Genomic DNA, 18,358 nt, shown 5'->3' with positions numbered 1-18,358 from the left:
TATTGAAGATGAGTTTTGAGAGTTTCTAATGCAAATATTTTTACACAATTTTTAAAAATTATTATTAACCTTCATTTTAATAATTCTGTTTTTTCCGGCAAATACTAAAGTATTTTGATCAATCCATTCACAAACATACAATCCTTTTTCTTCGGAAATGGTTGTCCACGTTTTGCCATAATCATTGGAGAATTCTATATTTTGGTCACCCACTGCGATGATGTCTTTTCCTTTGGATTTCGGACGAAACTTTACATAAGTTTTATAACCCCCATTTTTTCCGGAAGCTTGAATTTGCCATGTTTTTCCACCATCATTGGTGGTGGCGATATTATTAATATTTTCTGCCTGTTTGGTGTAATCTCCGCCGACTGCAATTCCGAATTGGTCGTCGTAGAAATCAATAGAATAAATTCCTCGTGAGGAAGTTCCTTGTATGAAAGGAGTTTCGAAAACTTCCCACGTGCGGGATTTTATATTTTGTCTGAAAATTCTGGAATATAACCCGCCAGTTGCGAACCACATGTGTTTTTTAGATGACGCAATATTGGTATTACTTGCCGCAAATGCCGCTTCACCGATTTTAAATTCCGGCAAACAATTTCCCTTACATTTTTGCCAAAACTTGCTCCCAATTTTAAGCGATGAAGTTGCCGATTCTTTTCCGTTAGGATCACTTAAAGCAAAACCAAATCCATCTTTACTAAAGTGTAGCGCATCATAAAAAGCTGTTTTCGCAGTGTCTGTAAAGACAATTTCATATTTTAAAGACTTTTTGTCAATCTTAAAAAAGTAAGCGGGACTTTCGATATTGACGGCATAAAAATCAGTCTTGTTCTGCGCCAAAGTTCGAAACTGCAAATTCTTTTCGGACAATCTCATTTGCTTTTTATCTGTAGAATCCTTTAAACTCACAAATCCGAATTTTGAATCAGTTCCGGAATACCAAACCTTTCCATCATAAATCTGCAAAGCGCGAATAGAGATTTTATCTTTTAATAACGTTTGAAAATCAACCTTTTGCGCGAAGGAAAAACTTAGACAAAATAGAAATAAAAGAAGACTGAAGGATTTTTTCATTGGAATTAATATTACTCAAAAATAAAGAATTTAAGATTGGAATAGGGAAAAAACAGAGCGTTTTATCGTACTAATATAAAAAAAATTCCCGCCATAACGACGAGAATTAAGTTTAATTGAAGGTTTATTACTTTCTGTATTTAATGTAGTAATATCCGTATAAAATAGCGTGAATAACGATCATTGCTACGGAGAACATGATTAATCCGCTGTCATCAACCTCTGCATCCTGATGGTGAAGGTAGGCCAATACTGCTAAAAGAATGGTCATGCCAATACCAGAAATTGCAGTTACCGTATAATTCTTCGGATCTCCTGTGGTGTTATTTTGTTTACCCAGATAAGAATTTCTAATTCCTCGGTACAAATAGACATCTAAACCGATCATCATCCAACAAACCAAACGGATCCAGGTGTCAAATGGTAAGAAAACCATCATTCCTAAACATACTAAAACTCCTAATACCGGAATTAGCGGAACCAATGGTGTTCTAAAAGCACGCGGCGCATTTGGCTGTGTCTTTCTCATTACCAAAACTCCAATACACACCAAAATAAAGGCAAATAAAGTTCCAATACTTGTCATTTCTCCTACGACTCTTCCCGGGACAAAGGCCGCAAATAAACTTACAAAAACCAAGAAGAAAAGATTGGATTTATAAGGTGTTCTGAATTTTTTGTGAACTTCGCTAAATACTTTTGGCAACAAACCATCTTTACTCATTGAATAGAATACACGGCTTTGACCCATTAACATTACTAAAATTACGGATGAATAACCAAGTAAAATTGCTAAAATAATAGAAGTATTTAACCACGGATATGCTGGAACCATTGTTCCGTTTACTACGCTTCCCATGGCTTCAATTGCAATCGCAACCGGCGCTAAGTGATCTCCACCACCACCGGCAGTAAATGCTTTGTAATTAACAACACCCACCATAACGTAAGCAAAGATGATGTATAAAACAGTACAGATAATCAGAGATCCCATGATACCGATTGGCATCGATTTTTTAGGATCTTTTGTTTCCTGAGCAGCGGTTGAAACGGCATCAAAACCAATATAGGCAAAGAAGACTACCGCGGCGGCCCTTATGACTCCGGACCATCCATACTCCCCAAATTTACCGGTATTCGCCGGAATTAGAGGCGTTAAGTTTTCTGCTTTTACATATTTCCAACCAACCACGATAAAGATAATAACAATGGCAACTTTTAAAATTACAATTAAAGTATTTACAAAAGCTGATTCGCTGGTTCCTTTGATTAAGACCATTGACATGATACTTACAATGAAAACCGCAGGAAGATTAATCAAACCGGTGTGCGTTACGCCATCAACAATATAATTATCAAAAGGCGTCATCATTAAATTATGAGGCAGTGAAACTCCAAAACTTTCCAGGAATTTACCGAGATAGCCTGACCAACTCGATGCAACGGTTGCGGCTCCTACGGCATATTCGAGGACTAAATCCCACCCAATAATCCAAGCGATAAATTCGCCCATGGTGGCATAAGAATACGTATAAGCGCTTCCTGCGACAGGAATCATCGAGGCAAATTCCGCATAACACAAGCCGGCAAAAGCACAACCAATGGCTGCGATGACAAAGGAAATCATGATACCAGGTCCCGCATAATTTGCTGCTGCAAGTCCCGTGATTGAAAAGAGTCCGGCTCCAATAATTGCACCGATTCCTAAGGCTACCAAAGATGCAGACGACAATGTTTTTTTCAAACCGTCTGAGGTCTCGTCAGATTCTGACAAAAGTTGACTCAGGGGTTTGGTTCTCCAAAGATTTGACATTTTTTATTTGTTTAAGATTCCCAAAAATATAAAAATTTAGCAATGATTAACTATTTTTCGGCAATTTCTTTTCGAAAAAGTCTTTCCAAATCAGTAAAAAACTGAGTTTCATAATGAAAACGTAAAAACTTTAATAATGAAAAATGAAATGGAAGAGATGAATATTCTACTGAAACGCCAGCAAGACATAGAAGATGGCTTTCACTTCATGAGTTTTTATTAACTTTAAGCCATGATTTTAAAAGATATTTTCCAGTCCGATTTAGTGAAAGAAATTGAAGATTCCGGTAACCTGAAACATTTTGAAGCGGGTGAAACGATCGTGAACATGGATTCTTACATCAAACATATTCCGGTTGTTATTTCCGGAAGTATTAAAGTCATTAGAACGGAAGAAGACGGTCGCGAAATCCTACTCTATTATTTAACGCCGGGCGAAAGTTGCATTGTTTCGATTCTTTCCGGAATGAAAAATGAAACTTCGAAAATCAAAGCAATCGTAGAAGAAGGTGCAGATATCATGCTGATTCCAGCGGATAAAGCCAAAGAATGGGTGAAGAAATATCCGGACTGGACGGAATTTATTTTTGATCTCTATCAAAAACGTTTTGAGGAACTACTCGATGTTGTGAATTCGGTGGCTTTTCAAAAAATTGATACGCGACTTTTACACCTCATCAAACAGAAAACTCAACTGTATAATTCTAAAGAAATTTCGGTGACGCATCAGCAATTAGCGGATGAACTTGGAATTACACGGGAAGCAACAAGCCGAGTTCTGAAACAAATGGAAAAAGACCATCTTTTAATTCTTTCCCGAAATAAAATTGAACTTCTGTGATATAGATTACTGTAGTCCCAATTTAGCTGACCTAAATTTGCAGTATTAAATCAATCAAATACTCAAAATTATGTTAGATACTATTAATCAATTTTTCGGCTTCACAAAAACAGATTACAAAGACCTTGTAAATAAAGGTGCAATCATCCTTGATGTTCGCAGCAAAGGTGAATTTGCGGGTGGACATATTAAAGGTTCCATCAATATTCCGGTGGATCAACTTCAAAACAATCTTTCAAAATTAAAAGACAAAAACAAAACGATTATTACATGTTGCGCATCTGGAATGAGAAGTGGTTCTGCGAAAACAATTCTTTTGAATAATGGCTATACCGACGTTCACAACGGCGGCGGTTGGGGAAGTTTAAATGGTAAAATTTAAACACATCACTATATTCTGCAGATAAAAACCTCGATTAATTTCGGGGTTTTTCATTTTACACCACATCTTAACTATTTTTAAGCGCACAGATCACACGGATTTCCACAGATTTTTTTATGACATCGACTAATCATTTCAAAGTAACACATTCATCCGTGTAAGTCTGTGAAATCCGCGCGAAAACAAGAACCGCTAATTCCCAATATTAAAAGATTCTATGTAACATTTGTCACTGTGCACGATTTTTTACTGCAATACTTTTGTCATCAAATAAATTACACATGAAAAAAGTATTATTTCTACTATTTATATCAACACAATTTTTTGCTCAGGATACCATTCAGATTTCTAAAAAAGATTTAGAAACCAGAATTGAAGGTCAGAACCTTTCCGTGAAATTGGCGAATGATGAAGTGAATTCTGCAGAAGCAGGTTTATTGCAAACTCGCGCAATGTATTTACCCAACGTAACTGCGTCCTACACAGGCACTGTGACCAACAGTCCTTTAATGGCATTCGGAACAAAACTCAACCAATCCAGAATTACGATGATGGATTTTGATCCAACTCAATTAAATAAACCTGATAACATTTTCAATTTCGCAACGAAATTAGAAGTGCAGCAACCCATTTTTAATAAAGATGCGGTTTATCAGAAAAAAGCGGGAGAAGTAAAAGTGGATGTTTTGAAAATTAAAGCAGAACGTACGAAAGAATATCTGCAGTTTGATTTGAATAAAGCCTATCTGCAATTACAAATGGCATATAAGGTTGTGAAAGTTTTGGAAGAAGCAAAAAATACCACCCTTGCCAACAAAAAAGTGATCGACAATTATTACAAAAACGGCATGATTCAGAAATCTGAAGTTTTATATATGAATGTGAGAGTTTCTGAGATTGAAAGTCAAATTCAATATGCGAAATCGCATGTGAGAAATGCATCAGATTATCTTTATTTTTTATTGAATGAAGATTCTGAAAATAAAGTCTTCAAACCCATGGATGAATTTTCTTATCAGGAAAATATTTTGGAGCAAAATCCAAAACTCAACGGAAACAGAAAAGATTTGCAAGCCTATGAGAAATCTTTGGAAGCGTATGATTACATGATGAAATATGCGGATGCGAAGTTTTTACCAAAACTAAATGCCTTTGGAAGTTTTGAATTGAACGACAAAAAAGTGTACAAATTCAATGGTAATGGTTATTTACTCGGACTTCAACTTTCCTGGAATGTGTTCGATGGTTACAAAGCCAAAAGCGAAAAGGAAGTTTACAAAGCCGATTTATCAAAAGCACAAACTGAAATTCAGCAATATCAAAAGCAAAATCAGTTAGAATTCAACAAATCGTATCGCCAAGTTTTAGATGCAGACAACAAAGTTTCATTGACCAAATTATCTTGGGATCAAAGTGCAGAAGCCTATAGAATCCGTAAAAACAGATACGAGCAAGGTTTAGAAAAATCCTCTGATTTGCTTTCCGCCGAAACTCAAATGTCGCAAAAAGAACTGGAATACCAACAAGCGATTTTCGAATATAATTCGGCCCTGGAATACTTTAAATTTCTGAAGTAGACGTGAGATTAAGAGACACGAGATTTGAGACCTATTCTATTCTCACATCTCTTTGTCTAAAGTCTATCAGTCTATTATCTATCAGTCTATTATCTTAAAAAATAAAATTATGAAAATATTAGTTTACTCCGTCCTTCTTTTAGGATTAACCATGAGTTGTTCGGCAGACGAAAAGGATGCAACACTGAAGCAGACGCCAATTCAAATAACCGTAAATCAATCCGGAAATAATTCTGAAGGTGCTTATGCAAGTGCAAGTGGAAAATTAGTGGCGAAAAATACCGTCAATGTAAGTACCAGAATGATGGGCTACATCACGGGAATGAAAGCCGAAGTTGGACAAAACGTAAGTGCCGGACAATTATTGGTAAGCATCAATTCCACAGATATTCAGGCAAAAGGTGGACAAGCCAATGCGCAAATTTCTCAAGCACAGGCAAGTTATAATATTGCTAAAAAAGATTACGAGCGTTTCTCGAATTTATATAAAAATCAAAGTGCGTCCCAAAAAGAACTTGATGATATGAGAGCACGTTACGAAATGGCTCAAGCAGGTTTGCAAGCCGCACAAGCCATGAAAAGCGAAGTCAATTCTCAATATCGCTACACTAATATTACCGCACCAATTTCCGGAGTAATTACGGCGAAATATGCAGAACAAGGCGATATGGCAAGTCCGGGAATGCCTTTGTTGACCATCGAATCACCGTCGGCATTACAAGCGCAAGTTTTGGTTTCAGAGCAAAACATTACCAAAATCACCCAAGGAATGCCGGTGAAAATTACTTTGAAATCAACAAACCAAGAAGTTGGCGGAACGGTTGCAGAAATCAGTAAATCTTCCACAAATACGGGTGGACAATATATGGTGAAAGTAAATGTTTCGGGAAGTCAAAATTTATTACCGGGAATGTTTGTCAATACTCAATTTCCTTTTAAAAATTCTGGAAAAGTGAATCAGGATTTTCAGGAAGGCGTGATGATTCCCAAATCTGCTTTGGTAGAAAAAGGCCAATTGACGGGAGTTTATACCATCAGTTCAAATAATACCGCAGTACTTCGTTGGGTGAAAATAGGAAAAGATTTTGGCGATCAGGTCGAAGTTTTATCTGGACTTACAGCCAAAGAACCTTACATCGTTTCGGCGCAAGGAAAACTCTATAACGGAGCCAAAGTAACTAAATAATGTAACAATAAAATAATGTAACAGTCTACCAATCAATTCAAATAAAATTTGTTACACTGGTAAATTGATTCATTGTTAAATTAAACTAATAATTATGCAACAAGGAATAGCAGGACGTATTGCCGAAGTCTTCATCAATTCAAAACTATCAATCCTGTTGATGGTCGCATTGATGGCGATTGGGATGTACAGTTCGACATTAATACCGAGAGAAGAGGAACCACAAATTATTGTACCGATGGCCGACGTGATGGTTGGTTATCCCGGCGCAAATCCTACGGAAGTAGAAAATCGCGTGGTGAAACCTTTGGAAAAAATAATCTCCAACATCAAAGGTGTAGAGCACGTTCACAGTATGGCGATGAACGGAAAAGCGATGATTATCGTGCAGTTTTACGTGGGTGAAGACACGGAACGTTCGTATGTGAAACTTTACGACGAGATGATGAAAAATAAAAACATCTTTCCGAAAGGAGTTTACGAACCTTTAATTAAAACCCGTTCCATCGACGATGTGCCGATGTTGGGATTGACGCTTTGGAGTGAAAAATACAACGACTTTCAATTAAGACAAATGACCGAAGAACTTGCTTCTGAAGTCAAAAAAATTAAAGACGTTTCCCTAACCAACGTGATTGGCGGAAGAAGCCGACAGTTGCAAGTAATTGTGGACAAAGATAAAATGGCAGAATCCAATGTTGATGCATTGGGCATTATGCAAATGATCCAGGCCAATAACGGAAGTTCTCAATCTGGAAGTTTTGCCAGCAACGATCAGGAATATTTGGTGACAACTGGTGAATTTTTAAATTCTGCTGAAGATGTTGGAAACCTGGTAATTGGAACTTCTCAAAATATGCCCGTTTATTTAAAACAAGTTGCGAAAATTGAAGATGGACCTTCCTCCACGAAGAATTACGTGAATTTTGGTTATGGAAATGCCACTGCAAAAGGCAAGAGTTTTTTATCGGAATATCCAGCTGTGACGCTTTCTGTTTCTAAAGTAAAAGGCGCAGATGCAATGAAAATTTCGGAGGAAATTCTGGATCAAGTAGAAACTTTAAAGAAAACTTTAATTCCAGATGATGTGCATGTTGAAGTTACCCGAAATTACGGTGAAACGGCTTCTCACAAAGTATCTGAATTAATGAGCCACCTCGGAATTGCGATTGTCGCGGTAACTCTTTTGGTAATGTTGGCGATGGGATGGAGAGGCGGTTTAGTCGTTTTCTTTTCAGTTCCATTAACCTTTGCCTTGACGCTTTTCGCCTATTATATGTTGGGTTATACTTTGAACAGAATTACGCTTTTTGCCCTGGTTTTTGTCGTGGGAATCGTCGTCGATGACAGTATTATTATTGCGGAGAATATGCACCGGCATTTCCACATGAAAAAATTACCGTTTAAGCAAGCCGCAGTTTTCGCTATTAATGAAGTTGGAAATCCGACGATTTTAGCAACATTCACGGTAATTGCAGCAATTTTGCCGATGGCATTTGTATCTGGAATGATGGGACCTTATATGTCGCCAATGCCGATTGGCGCTTCGATTGCGATGTTACTTTCCCTATTTGTGGCTTTAACGATTACGCCTTATTTAGGTTTCCATTTATTAAAAGTAAAAGAGAGTGAGGAACATAAAGAAGAGCAAGGTTTAGAAACCGGTTTCATCTATAAAATATACAAAAAGATTGAGCAACCTTTGCTTGATAATAAAAAGAAAAGATGGACGATGCTCGGAATTACGGGTGTACTATTGATGATTTCCATGTTTGCTTTTGCGGCAAAATGGGTCGCAGTAAAAATGCTTCCATTTGATAATAAAAATGAAGTGCAAGTGGTGATCGATTTACCAGAAGGAACGACTTTAGAACGAACTGCTGCAGTAACGCAAGACATTGCACAATATCTGAAAACCGTTCCCGAAGTGGTGAATTATCAATCATATATTGGGTCGGCTTCTCCGATTACCTTTAATGGTTTGGTTCGTCATTACGATATGCGTGGAAGCAGCAATACTGCGGATATTCAGGTGAATCTTTTGCATAAAGAAGATCGTGATTTACAAAGTCATGATGTTGCAAAGGTGATTCGTCCGGAAATTCACAAGATTGCAAAAAAATATGGAGCGAATGTAAAAATCGTGGAAGTTCCGCCTGGACCACCCGTTTTATCAACGATTGTGGCTGAAGTTTACGGACCAGATTATGACGAGCAAGTTCGAATTGCAGATGAAGTTCAGAAAATCCTCATCAGTACCGATGATGTTGTTGATGTTGACTGGATGGTTGAATCGCCCCAAACTGAATTTAAAATCGTTGCCGATAAAGAAAAAGCAATGCTGAACGGCGTTGCACCTCAACAAATTGTTGGAAATCTAACTTATTTGATTGGCGAACATTCGGTTGGAAATTTATTTGATCCAAAATCAAATGACGGCATTGATATCGTGATGAAACTCAATGATGGCGACAAAACCAGCATTTCCGACATTACCGATTTAAAAGTGAAAGGTCAGGCAGGAATGGTTCCCGTGAGTGATATTGTAAAGGTTCAACGGGAAACTTTAGAAAAAACAATTTACAGAAAAGACCAAAAACGCGTGGTTTATATTCTGGCAGATATGGCGGGAGGCTTAGAAAGTCCGGCGTATGCGATTCTGGGAATGGATGAAAAATTGAAAAACATCAAACTTCCCGCGGGATATTCCTTGAACGAATTGTACATGAATGCGCCGAAAGACGAATCTGATTATACCGTGAAATGGGATGGTGAATGGCAAATAACTTTGGAAGTTTTCCGGGATTTGGGTGTCGCCTTCTTAGTGGTGATCCTCATTATATATATGTTGATTGTGGGTTGGTTCCAGAACTTCAAAACCCCAATTATGATGATGATCCCTATTCCACTTTCATTGGTTGGAATTGTTCTCGGACATTGGTTGTTAGGCGCTTTCTTTACGGCAACATCCTTTATTGGAATGATTGCTTTAGCCGGAATTATGGTGCGGAACTCTATTCTTTTGATTGACTTTGTTGAAATCCGTTTGAAAGAAGGAGCACCCATAAAACGTGCAATCATCGAAGCCGGAGCAGTGAGAACAACACCGATTCTATTAACAACCGGAGCGGTTGTAATTGGCGCCGTCGTGATTTTGTTCGACCCGATTTTCCAGGGATTGGCAATCTCGTTGGTGTTTGGAGCAATCGTTTCTACACTATTGACGTTGATAGTCATACCATTGATTTATTATATATCTGAAAAGAAAAAATGGCTTCACAACGAACCTTCAACTATAGAAGCAAAACCATTGGTTATTGAAAAAGATCTTCAGGATTAATTAACCTATTTCTCTGCCGTAAACTATTTCGGCAGAGAATTTTAAAACAACACTTATGAAACTATTACTCATCACCGCAATCAAGGAATGTGAAAGCGAAATCAAAAATATATTGGTAAAATCAGGAGTAAAATCTTTTACTTACAGTACTGTAAAAGGTTTCAAAAATGACGCTCAAATCAACGTCGTCGATAATTGGTTTGCTTCCTCTTATGCAGAAATAGGCTCTCTATTATTCACCGTTTTTCTACCGGAAGAAAACACGCCTTTAATTCTTAAAAAAATTGAGGAATTCAATTTTGGACAAGAAATATTATCCAAAGTTCACATTGCTTTGATCAATTTGGAACAGCAATTTTAAAAAAATAAATATCAAAATAAATAAAATGAAAACTAGAATAATACACGCTTTCGCCGGAACCATGATTTTGGCAAGTATCCTTTTATCCATTTATGTCAACCAAAATTGGTTGTGGCTAACTGGATTTGTGGGAATTAATTTACTACAATCATCGATGACGAATTGGTGTTTGCTCGATAAGATTTTAGGAAAATTAGGAGTTAGCAATGAAGGTGATTCTTGTGGAGTTTAGCAAGAAATTTTAAAATGATAAATCCCTACAGTTAATTTTGTGGGGATTTGTCATTCTAAAAGAATTTTTAAGTATGAGACGCTTCCAGCGTGACAAACTTTGTGTAAACTACTTACTATATCCCAGTTTTGTCATTCCGGAGGAATCTAAACGCACAGATGCTTCCAGCGGGACAAACTTTCTGTAAACTAATACTATATCCCGCTTTTGTCATTCCGTAGGAATCTCAAAATGCGAATTCAAGAAATGAAAGTCAGGATTAAAACTTTTAATCAGATCTAACTTTAATTCTCTTCTTAAATCTTTGATTACTTTTTCCCTTGCTATAGCAAGTTGAATCCAGCCAAAATGTTCATAGTAAATTAAAAACTCAACATTATATCGCGCAGTAAAACTTTTTGGATTCTTTTTTTCTCGATGTTCTTTCAACCTGCGTCTTATATTGTTGGTAACGCCAGTATATAGAACGGTCTTATTTTTATTGGTTAAAATGTACACGTAAAAATCATAAATACCTTCTGTAAATTCAATCATGGCAATGTGTTTTTACTAATTTAATAAATTACAGATTAAGGACTAGTTTTTTATCACCTATCTTTTCTTTAGTTTTCTCTATATTATTTGTCAAATCCTTCTGTCACGTGCTTTTGTCATTCCGTAGGAATATCTATGCGGAGACGCTTCCAGCGTGACAAAAATGGTGGCTTTTTGCCGATCATTTGTCATTCTGAAAGAAATTCTACGTCGGTCGTGTGTGTGTGTGAGACGCTTCCAGCGTGACAAACTTTGGATAATAAAAAATAAACCGCCACAAAAATGCAACGGTCAATCCTAACACTTAAAAATAAACTACTTCGTTTTAATACTGATCAGTCCGCGGACTTCGTTTTCTTTATAACCCAATGCTAAATCGTTTGGATATAACTCGGTAATTTTCGCCACTACTTTTGGCTGAATATTTTTCCCAGGTTCGCCATGACATTGCAAACACATTCCATTCGTAACCAAAGGTTCGTAGTAATGAGTTTCGGTGCGAACGGGTTTTAAAAGTTCACCTGCTAACAATTGTTTTTTGTATTGTTCAATCAGTTTCAACTCTTGTGGGTTGGCAACATTTTTCGGATTACGCCTTTTATCAGAAACTCTGGAAATCACGAAACCATGTTTGTCCGACATCGATTTTGTTAAAGGCATTGCTTCGATATTGCAGAACCCCAAAGCGGATTCCGGTCCGCCTTTCTGCATTTGTTCTGCTACATTTTTCATCAAAAGTTTCTTGGTTTCGGTCGCATAACTGTGAAGTGAATCAGAGCTGATTGTTGCGACTTCTTTAGTTGAAGTTTCCTCATGAACGATTTTATTTCCGCACTGTAGAAATAGAAGAGCGAAACCACTTAATACCAAAACTTTTTTCATGATTTTTAATTTGATTCAAAGATAAGATGACTTTTCAACAAGATCTGTGACTAAAGTTACACTCGTTTTTATTTTCAGAAAAACTTATCTTTGAACTCATGAATTTCTACGAACTCTTTCTGCAACCTTACGAAACCTACGATAATTTTCAAATTGCACTCGAAGCGATTGCCACTGTTTTTGGAGTCCTGAGCGTTTACTTTTCCATTAAAAAAAATATCTGGGTTTATCCAACCGGAATAATTTCTACAGCACTTTACGTATATATTCTCTTCAATTTTGGCTTGCTTGGCGACATGATGATTAATTTTTATTACACCGTGATGAGCGTTTACGGCTGGGTTTTATGGGCGAAAAGTTCCGAAGATCACATTCACGTTGGAGTTTCCTGGGCATCGAAAAAAGAATGGATCTTCGCCGGAGTTTTATTTCTTATCAGTTTAATTTTGGTCACCCTCGTCTATTATTACAAACCATTTATCGATAATCATTTCTCCATGGAAAATGTGCAACTAGGTTTGTATCATTTGGATTGGGCGAACTGGTTAGATGTTTTCACTACGGCAATTTTTCTGGTTGGAATGTGGTTAATGGCAAAACGTAAAATTGAAAACTGGATCTTCTGGATCGTAGGTGACTTGATTTGTATTCCGATGATGATCTATAAAGGTTTGGGAATAACCTCGATTCAATATTTTGTATTTACGGCAATGGCAGTTATTGGTTATTTAGAATGGAAAAAAGGACATCAACTCCAACACGCTGATAATGTTGTTTAAACCAACTTTCTGCTAAAAATGAAAAACTTCAAGATATGAAACGTTATCTTTTAATATTGGCAGTTGTTTTTTCTACCACAGGTTGTCAAGAAAAATCTTTAAAAAACCAATATTCCTTTAAGGAAACCAATATTGTAAAAGATACTCTTGCGGTAATTAAAGAGAAAAATATTGATGATCCGATTAATAATAAGTTTCCGGATCTCCCCAACAAAAGTTTTCCGCTGATAGATTCCACCAATTTTGATAACTATCACAACCTAGGAATTAAAAATGATTTATTTTTTAAGAAAATTCAATTTAAAAAAGATCAGCCTGAAATACAAAATAGCCGTTTAAAATACCAACTCCATTTTTCAGAAAAGTTTCAATCGGTGGTGATTTCTTATTATCAAGGAGAGCATGAACTCTTTACGACGCTCGTGAATATTAGCGAAAATGATCAAATTATCGATCAGTTAGATATCGCTTACGATGAAATCGCTGAATCTGCATTTAGAAAAACGAGTTCTATCAATCAAAATAAAATAGTAGTTGAAGATTGGAATTACAGGAATGACGAACCAATCAAGACCATAACAACTTACCAAATTTCGCAAGAAGGAAAATTCAAATTAATTCCTCAGTAAATCATTTACTGATAAAGATCTAATCTCAAAAATAGTTCTCGGTTGATGAGACTTCAAAATCAAAATTTATTTTGAATGGAAAAAACTCCATCAACTCCATCAACGTAAATGATACAAACTATTAGTGCATTTAAAGTATCATAAAGATTTAAGTATCTTTGCAGTCCCAAAATTACAAGGGATAAAAACCTTTTCTTTATGCAAAATACCATTGAATTTTTTAAGTATCAGGGAACTGGAAATGATTTTGTCATAATAGATAATCGCGATCTGCAGTTTCCAAAAGAGAAAGGAATCATTGAAACATTATGCGACCGACGCTTCGGCATCGGCGGCGATGGATTGATTTTACTGGAAAACGATCCAGCGGCTGATTTCAAAATGGTTTATTATAACTCCGACGGAAACGAAAGTACCATGTGCGGAAACGGCGGAAGATGTCTCGTAGCCTTCGCTCATTTCCTGGACATGTTCGAAGATCAGACAACCTTTACCGCAATCGATGGTTTGCACGAAGCGGAAATCAATAACGGCATTATCAAATTGAAAATGATCGACGTGGATTCCATTAAAACCATTGATGGAAATTTCGAGTTGAATACCGGTTCACCTCATTATGTGACTTTCGTACAAATGTTAAAGGATTATAAAGTTTTCGAAAACGGTAACAAAATCAGAAATTCTGCGTCTTATTGTCAGGAAGGAATCAATGTAAATTTTGTGGAAGAAATCTCAGCAGACGAAATCTTTATCAGAACATATGAACGGGGCGTTGAAGATGAAACTTTCAGTTGTGGAACTGGAGCAACAGCCTCGGCATTGGTTTTCCTGAAAGATAAAAATCAACCTTCGGTAAAGGTAAAAGTTCTGGGTGGCAATCTAAAAGTTTACGCAGAACAGGATGGTGATTCTTTCAAAAACATTTGGTTAGAAGGTCCTGCAAAACAGGTATTCAAAGGAAAAATCAGTTTATAAAAAGTTATCGTTTAGATATGAAAAAAGGCTTCGGAATTGTTTTGGTAATCGTGCTTCTGATTTTTGCAGTCGGAAGTTTTTTTGGATATCAATATTACAAGAAATTTTATGGAAATAATGTTGCTAAAGAAGGTTACATTTTAATTCCGCACTCTGCCAATTTCAATTCTATTTTGGATTCCATTTCACCTTATGTTAAAAATAAAGACCAGTTTGCTCAGGTAGCGAAGAGTAAAAATATGGACCGCTTTTTCCAAGCTGGTAGATATCGAATTAAATCCGGAACCAATAACACCGATCTTGTTAATATGATTAAAGCCGGTAACCAAACTGAAAACACATTTCGAATTGGAGATTTCTTTACGGTTTATCAAATGGTTGGGAAAGTCGCAAAAAAAACAGAACTCGATTCTTTACGGTTTGCTACAGATTTAAATAAAATCGCCACGCAGAAAGGACTTACCAATGCTGAAGAGTTAAAAAAATATTTTTTCATCGATACCTATAATTTCTTTTGGACGGTAACGCCGGAGGAATTCTTTAAAAAATTTGAAGATCAATATAATGCTTTCTGGACTGCCGAACGAAAAGGAAAAGAGCAAAGTTTAGGACTCAGCAGAGACCAAATTTATGCCTTGGCATCTCTAGTTTACAAAGAAACCGGCGGCAAACCCGATGAAATGAAAACCGTAGCAGGGTTATATTTGAACCGTCACCGAAAAGGCATGAAACTGCAGAGTGACCCTACCGTAATTTATGCGGTGAGTAAAGCAAACAACTTTCAGGGTGATCCGATAAGACGGGTCTTATTTAAACATTTACGTGAAGCATCTCCCTACAACACGTATTTCTCAGCGGGAATTCCGCCAGGACCAATCTGTATGGTTGATAAAAATTCGGTTGACGCTGTTTTAAATGCACAAAAGAACGATTTTATCTATATGTGTGCAGATCCAGCGCGATTTGGATTCCATAAATTTACAGCAAGTGCAGCAGAACATGCTGTGAATGCGAAGGAATATCAGGATTGGCTGAATTCTAAAAATATAAAATAAGAGATTATTTTGCTAATTTTTTGACCGCGGAGTCGAGGATTTTTTAAAAAATATAAACAGACATTTAATTTAACTTTTGTAATAAAAAGCAATCAGTATAGTTTAAACTAAAATTATGACGAACAAAATTGAGATTTCATCAATTATTAAAAAACGAACTTTAGCTCTTACTTTCGTTTTGGGTGCTGCAAGTTTTGCATTTGCCCAGCAGAAAGTTAACATCAGCGGAACCATTGTCGATAAGCAGAATAACGCTGTTCCTTACGCTTCTGTAACCTTTAGTAACAAGGCAAATAAACTTTATAGTGATGCTGCATTAAGTGACGAAAAAGGACAATATAAACTTGATCTTGTTCCCGGAAACTACGATATCATCATTGAAGCTATTGACTATAAGAAATCAACTTTGAACAAGCAGATTTCCGGCGCAGCTAATTTGGGTAATTTCACTGTAGAATCTGAAGGTTCTTTAACTGACGGAAAAACGCAGGATATACAAGGCGTAACGATTACTGCTCAGGCAGTGAAACCGTACCGTGTAGAACTTGACAAGAAAGTTTACGATCCTTCTACTGACATTCTTAGTAAAGGTGGTAATTTGCAAGATGTTTTATCTAATGTTCCTTCTGTAGATGTAGATACCGATGGTACGGTCTCTATGAGAGGAAACTCAAACGTAAAATTCCTGATTAACGGAAAACCCTCTGCTCTGCTTGGAATCGATAGTGGTCCAGGTGGCTTACAATCCATCCCGGCAGATCAAATTGAACGAATTGAGGTTATTACCAACCCTTCTTCAAAATTTGAAGCCAGCGGAACTGCGGGTATTTTAAATATTATTTTAAAGAAAACCAAAGGAATGGGCTTCAACGGTAGCGTTACCGGAAGTTTAGGATATTTACCAAGCACGAGTTTAAATACGAATTTAAGTTGGAAAAAAGGAAGCTGGACGTGGTTTCTGAATGGTGGTGGTGGTTACCGTAAAGGAGAAGGAAAAAGCGATAGCGATACGCGATTCTTTGATACCACTACACTTGCAACTACCAGATACTTTGAGCAAAATTCTAATAATAAAAGTGAAAGCAATAATTACAATGCGACCGCAGGTTTCGCCGTTGATTTGACAGAGAAAACATCGTTCAACCTTTCCGGGATGGTTAGAAGCTTCTCTAATACGAGCAATAATACGGTAGATAACTTTAATTATAATGCTTCCAGAATCTTAAACAGTTATTCACAAACAACGGCCTTAGGAAACAGTTCTAACCTTTCTTTACAAGGAGATATTGGTTTAGATCATAAGTTTAATGATAAGGGACACAATATTTATCTTTCCTTAAGTTTACAGAAAAGTGATAACGAATCCGTAGAAGATTCGAAAGAATATGACCAGTCCGTTTTTCAGTACGGAAGTTTAGGAGACAATCATACCATTAATAAATCTTTGATTGGTAAGATTGATTATGAATTGCCGATTGGAGAAATCTCAAAATTTGAAGCAGGCTACAGAATTGATAACAACGTAAATGATTACGATTTCCTAAATCGTGAAACTGATGCCAACTTAAACTACGGAATCGTAAATGCATACAGTGGAAATACCGTTTATGATGAAACCATCAACGCAGGTTATGTTCAATTCAAAAGTAAATTTAATAAGTTAGGGTACCAATTAGGATTAAGAGCAGAAAATTCTCAAATTAATATTGAGTACGAAAGTTTAAGTGGAAATACTTCAAATAAAAAGAAAGATTATACAGGATTTTTCCCGAGTGTTTTCCTTAGTTATGATTTAGGAAGTAACAATAATCAATTACTATTAAATTATTCCCGAAGAATTAACAGACCACGTTCTTGGTTCTTGATTCCTTACCCGACTTCACTGGCCAACCGTCAGAATTTGTTCCGTGGTAATGAAGATCTAAATCCGTCATACATTGATTCATTTGAATTAGGATATGCCATTCAGAAGAAAAAATTCACCATTAATCCAACTTTGTATTACAGAAAAACAAAAGATGATGTAAAATTTGTATTGTTAAGTCAATCCATTGGTTCAGATGTTTTAGTTACAAGTCCTTATAATGTAGGAAATGAAACAAGCTATGGTTTAGATTTAAATGTGACTGCCGATCTTTTGCCTTGGTATAAAATTATGGCAAGTGCAGATCTTTTTGGTTACAAATCGGAAGGTTCTTATTTTGACCCGAACAGAATGCAAACGCCGCTTTCTTTTGATGGTTCAGGTTTTTCTACAAGAATTAGATTAACCAACAGTTTCAAGATCGATAAAACCTTGAACATGCAGTTGCAAGGATTCTATCGTGGAGGACAAAAAACCGCTTCCAGTGAAAGTAAAGACATGTATGTTTTAAATTTCGGAGCTAATAAAACCATTTGGAATAACAATGGAACAATCGCATTTAATATTCAGGATATCTTAGGAACAAGAGGTAGAAACACAACGAGTTTCGGTCCCGGTTATGAAAGAGATTCTTATATGCGTTGGAGTCCAAGAAGTTTTAATGTTTCTCTAACTTACCGATTTAAACAAGGTGAAAAAGTAGATGCACCGAAACGTAAAAAAGACATCAATGCCAATGATGCTGGAGGAGACGATCAAGGTCCACCAATGTAAAAAATGCTTGATGTTTAATATTGAATATCAAAAACTAAAAAATCCTGAAATTTA

At 36.4% G+C, this 18,358-nt stretch carries 16 protein-coding genes; 12 read left to right on the top strand and 4 right to left on the bottom strand.

Annotated elements, in window-relative coordinates:
* Positions 1-51: 51 nt before the first annotated feature.
* Positions 52-1,080 carry a WD40/YVTN/BNR-like repeat-containing protein gene (locus tag EIB73_RS00525; RefSeq protein WP_125021600.1) on the bottom strand — a complete coding sequence of 343 codons (1,029 nt, stop codon included), beginning with the start codon at positions 1,078-1,080 and terminating at the stop codon, positions 52-54.
* A gap of 127 nt (positions 1,081-1,207) precedes the next feature.
* Positions 1,208-2,893, bottom strand: coding sequence for an amino acid permease (locus tag EIB73_RS00520; protein WP_125021598.1), 1,686 nt, complete (start codon positions 2,891-2,893; stop codon positions 1,208-1,210).
* A 232-nt stretch (positions 2,894-3,125) separates the two neighbouring features.
* On the opposite strand from EIB73_RS00520, the gene EIB73_RS00515 reads away from it, so the two are divergent.
* The 7 genes from EIB73_RS00515 (at position 3,126) to EIB73_RS00485 (ending at position 10,812) form a co-directional block, all read left to right on the top strand.
* A complete protein-coding gene (locus EIB73_RS00515) occupies positions 3,126-3,734 on the top strand; it encodes a Crp/Fnr family transcriptional regulator (protein ID WP_125021596.1) in 609 nt (202 codons plus the stop codon).
* Positions 3,735-3,804: 70 nt separating this feature from the next.
* Positions 3,805-4,116, top strand: coding sequence for a rhodanese-like domain-containing protein (locus EIB73_RS00510; protein ID WP_125021594.1), 312 nt, complete (start codon positions 3,805-3,807; stop codon positions 4,114-4,116).
* A gap of 281 nt (positions 4,117-4,397) precedes the next feature.
* Positions 4,398-5,693, top strand: coding sequence for a TolC family protein (locus EIB73_RS00505; protein ID WP_125021592.1), 1,296 nt, complete (start codon positions 4,398-4,400; stop codon positions 5,691-5,693).
* Between the two features lie 109 nt (positions 5,694-5,802).
* Positions 5,803-6,879, top strand: coding sequence for an efflux RND transporter periplasmic adaptor subunit (locus tag EIB73_RS00500; protein ID WP_125021590.1), 1,077 nt, complete (start codon positions 5,803-5,805; stop codon positions 6,877-6,879).
* Between the two features lie 94 nt (positions 6,880-6,973).
* A complete protein-coding gene (locus EIB73_RS00495) occupies positions 6,974-10,219 on the top strand; it encodes an efflux RND transporter permease subunit (protein ID WP_125021588.1) in 3,246 nt (1,081 codons plus the stop codon).
* A gap of 55 nt (positions 10,220-10,274) precedes the next feature.
* On the top strand, positions 10,275-10,580 hold the full coding sequence (locus EIB73_RS00490) for a hypothetical protein (protein ID WP_125021586.1): 306 nt from the start codon (positions 10,275-10,277) through the stop codon (positions 10,578-10,580).
* A gap of 25 nt (positions 10,581-10,605) precedes the next feature.
* Complete coding sequence (locus tag EIB73_RS00485) at positions 10,606-10,812, top strand: YgaP family membrane protein (protein ID WP_125021584.1); 207 nt, start codon at positions 10,606-10,608, stop codon at positions 10,810-10,812.
* 210 nt (positions 10,813-11,022) lie between these two features.
* Here EIB73_RS00485 and EIB73_RS00480 read toward each other — a convergent pair whose 3' ends face one another.
* Positions 11,023-11,346: a GIY-YIG nuclease family protein gene (locus EIB73_RS00480; RefSeq protein WP_125021582.1), complete on the bottom strand. Its 324-nt coding sequence runs from the start codon at positions 11,344-11,346 to the stop codon at positions 11,023-11,025.
* Between the two features lie 315 nt (positions 11,347-11,661).
* Complete coding sequence (locus EIB73_RS00475) at positions 11,662-12,228, bottom strand: Tll0287-like domain-containing protein (RefSeq protein WP_125021580.1); 567 nt, start codon at positions 12,226-12,228, stop codon at positions 11,662-11,664.
* 98 nt (positions 12,229-12,326) lie between these two features.
* Here EIB73_RS00475 and pnuC point away from each other — a divergent pair, with 98 nt between their 5' ends.
* The 5 genes from pnuC to EIB73_RS00450 all read left to right on the top strand — a co-directional run bounded on the left by pnuC (position 12,327) and on the right by EIB73_RS00450 (position 18,304).
* Positions 12,327-13,007, top strand: coding sequence for a nicotinamide riboside transporter PnuC (pnuC, locus tag EIB73_RS00470; protein ID WP_125021578.1), 681 nt, complete (start codon positions 12,327-12,329; stop codon positions 13,005-13,007).
* Between the two features lie 35 nt (positions 13,008-13,042).
* Complete coding sequence (locus EIB73_RS00465; RefSeq protein ID WP_125021576.1) at positions 13,043-13,636, top strand: hypothetical protein; 594 nt, start codon at positions 13,043-13,045, stop codon at positions 13,634-13,636.
* 198 nt (positions 13,637-13,834) lie between these two features.
* Entirely contained in the window at positions 13,835-14,611 is a 777-nt protein-coding gene (dapF, locus tag EIB73_RS00460; protein WP_125021574.1) for a diaminopimelate epimerase, read from the top strand.
* Between the two features lie 17 nt (positions 14,612-14,628).
* Positions 14,629-15,666 carry an endolytic transglycosylase MltG gene (mltG, locus tag EIB73_RS00455; protein WP_125021572.1) on the top strand — a complete coding sequence of 346 codons (1,038 nt, stop codon included), beginning with the start codon at positions 14,629-14,631 and terminating at the stop codon, positions 15,664-15,666.
* A gap of 115 nt (positions 15,667-15,781) precedes the next feature.
* Positions 15,782-18,304, top strand: coding sequence for a TonB-dependent receptor (locus EIB73_RS00450; RefSeq protein WP_125021570.1), 2,523 nt, complete (start codon positions 15,782-15,784; stop codon positions 18,302-18,304).
* The last annotated feature ends 54 nt before the right edge of the window (positions 18,305-18,358 follow it).

This window comes from Kaistella carnis, assembly GCF_003860585.1.
Taxonomy (GTDB): domain Bacteria; phylum Bacteroidota; class Bacteroidia; order Flavobacteriales; family Weeksellaceae; genus Kaistella; species Kaistella carnis.
The sequence above is the reverse complement of the archived record's forward strand: the minus strand, read 5'-3'. Positions and strand labels throughout refer to the sequence as shown.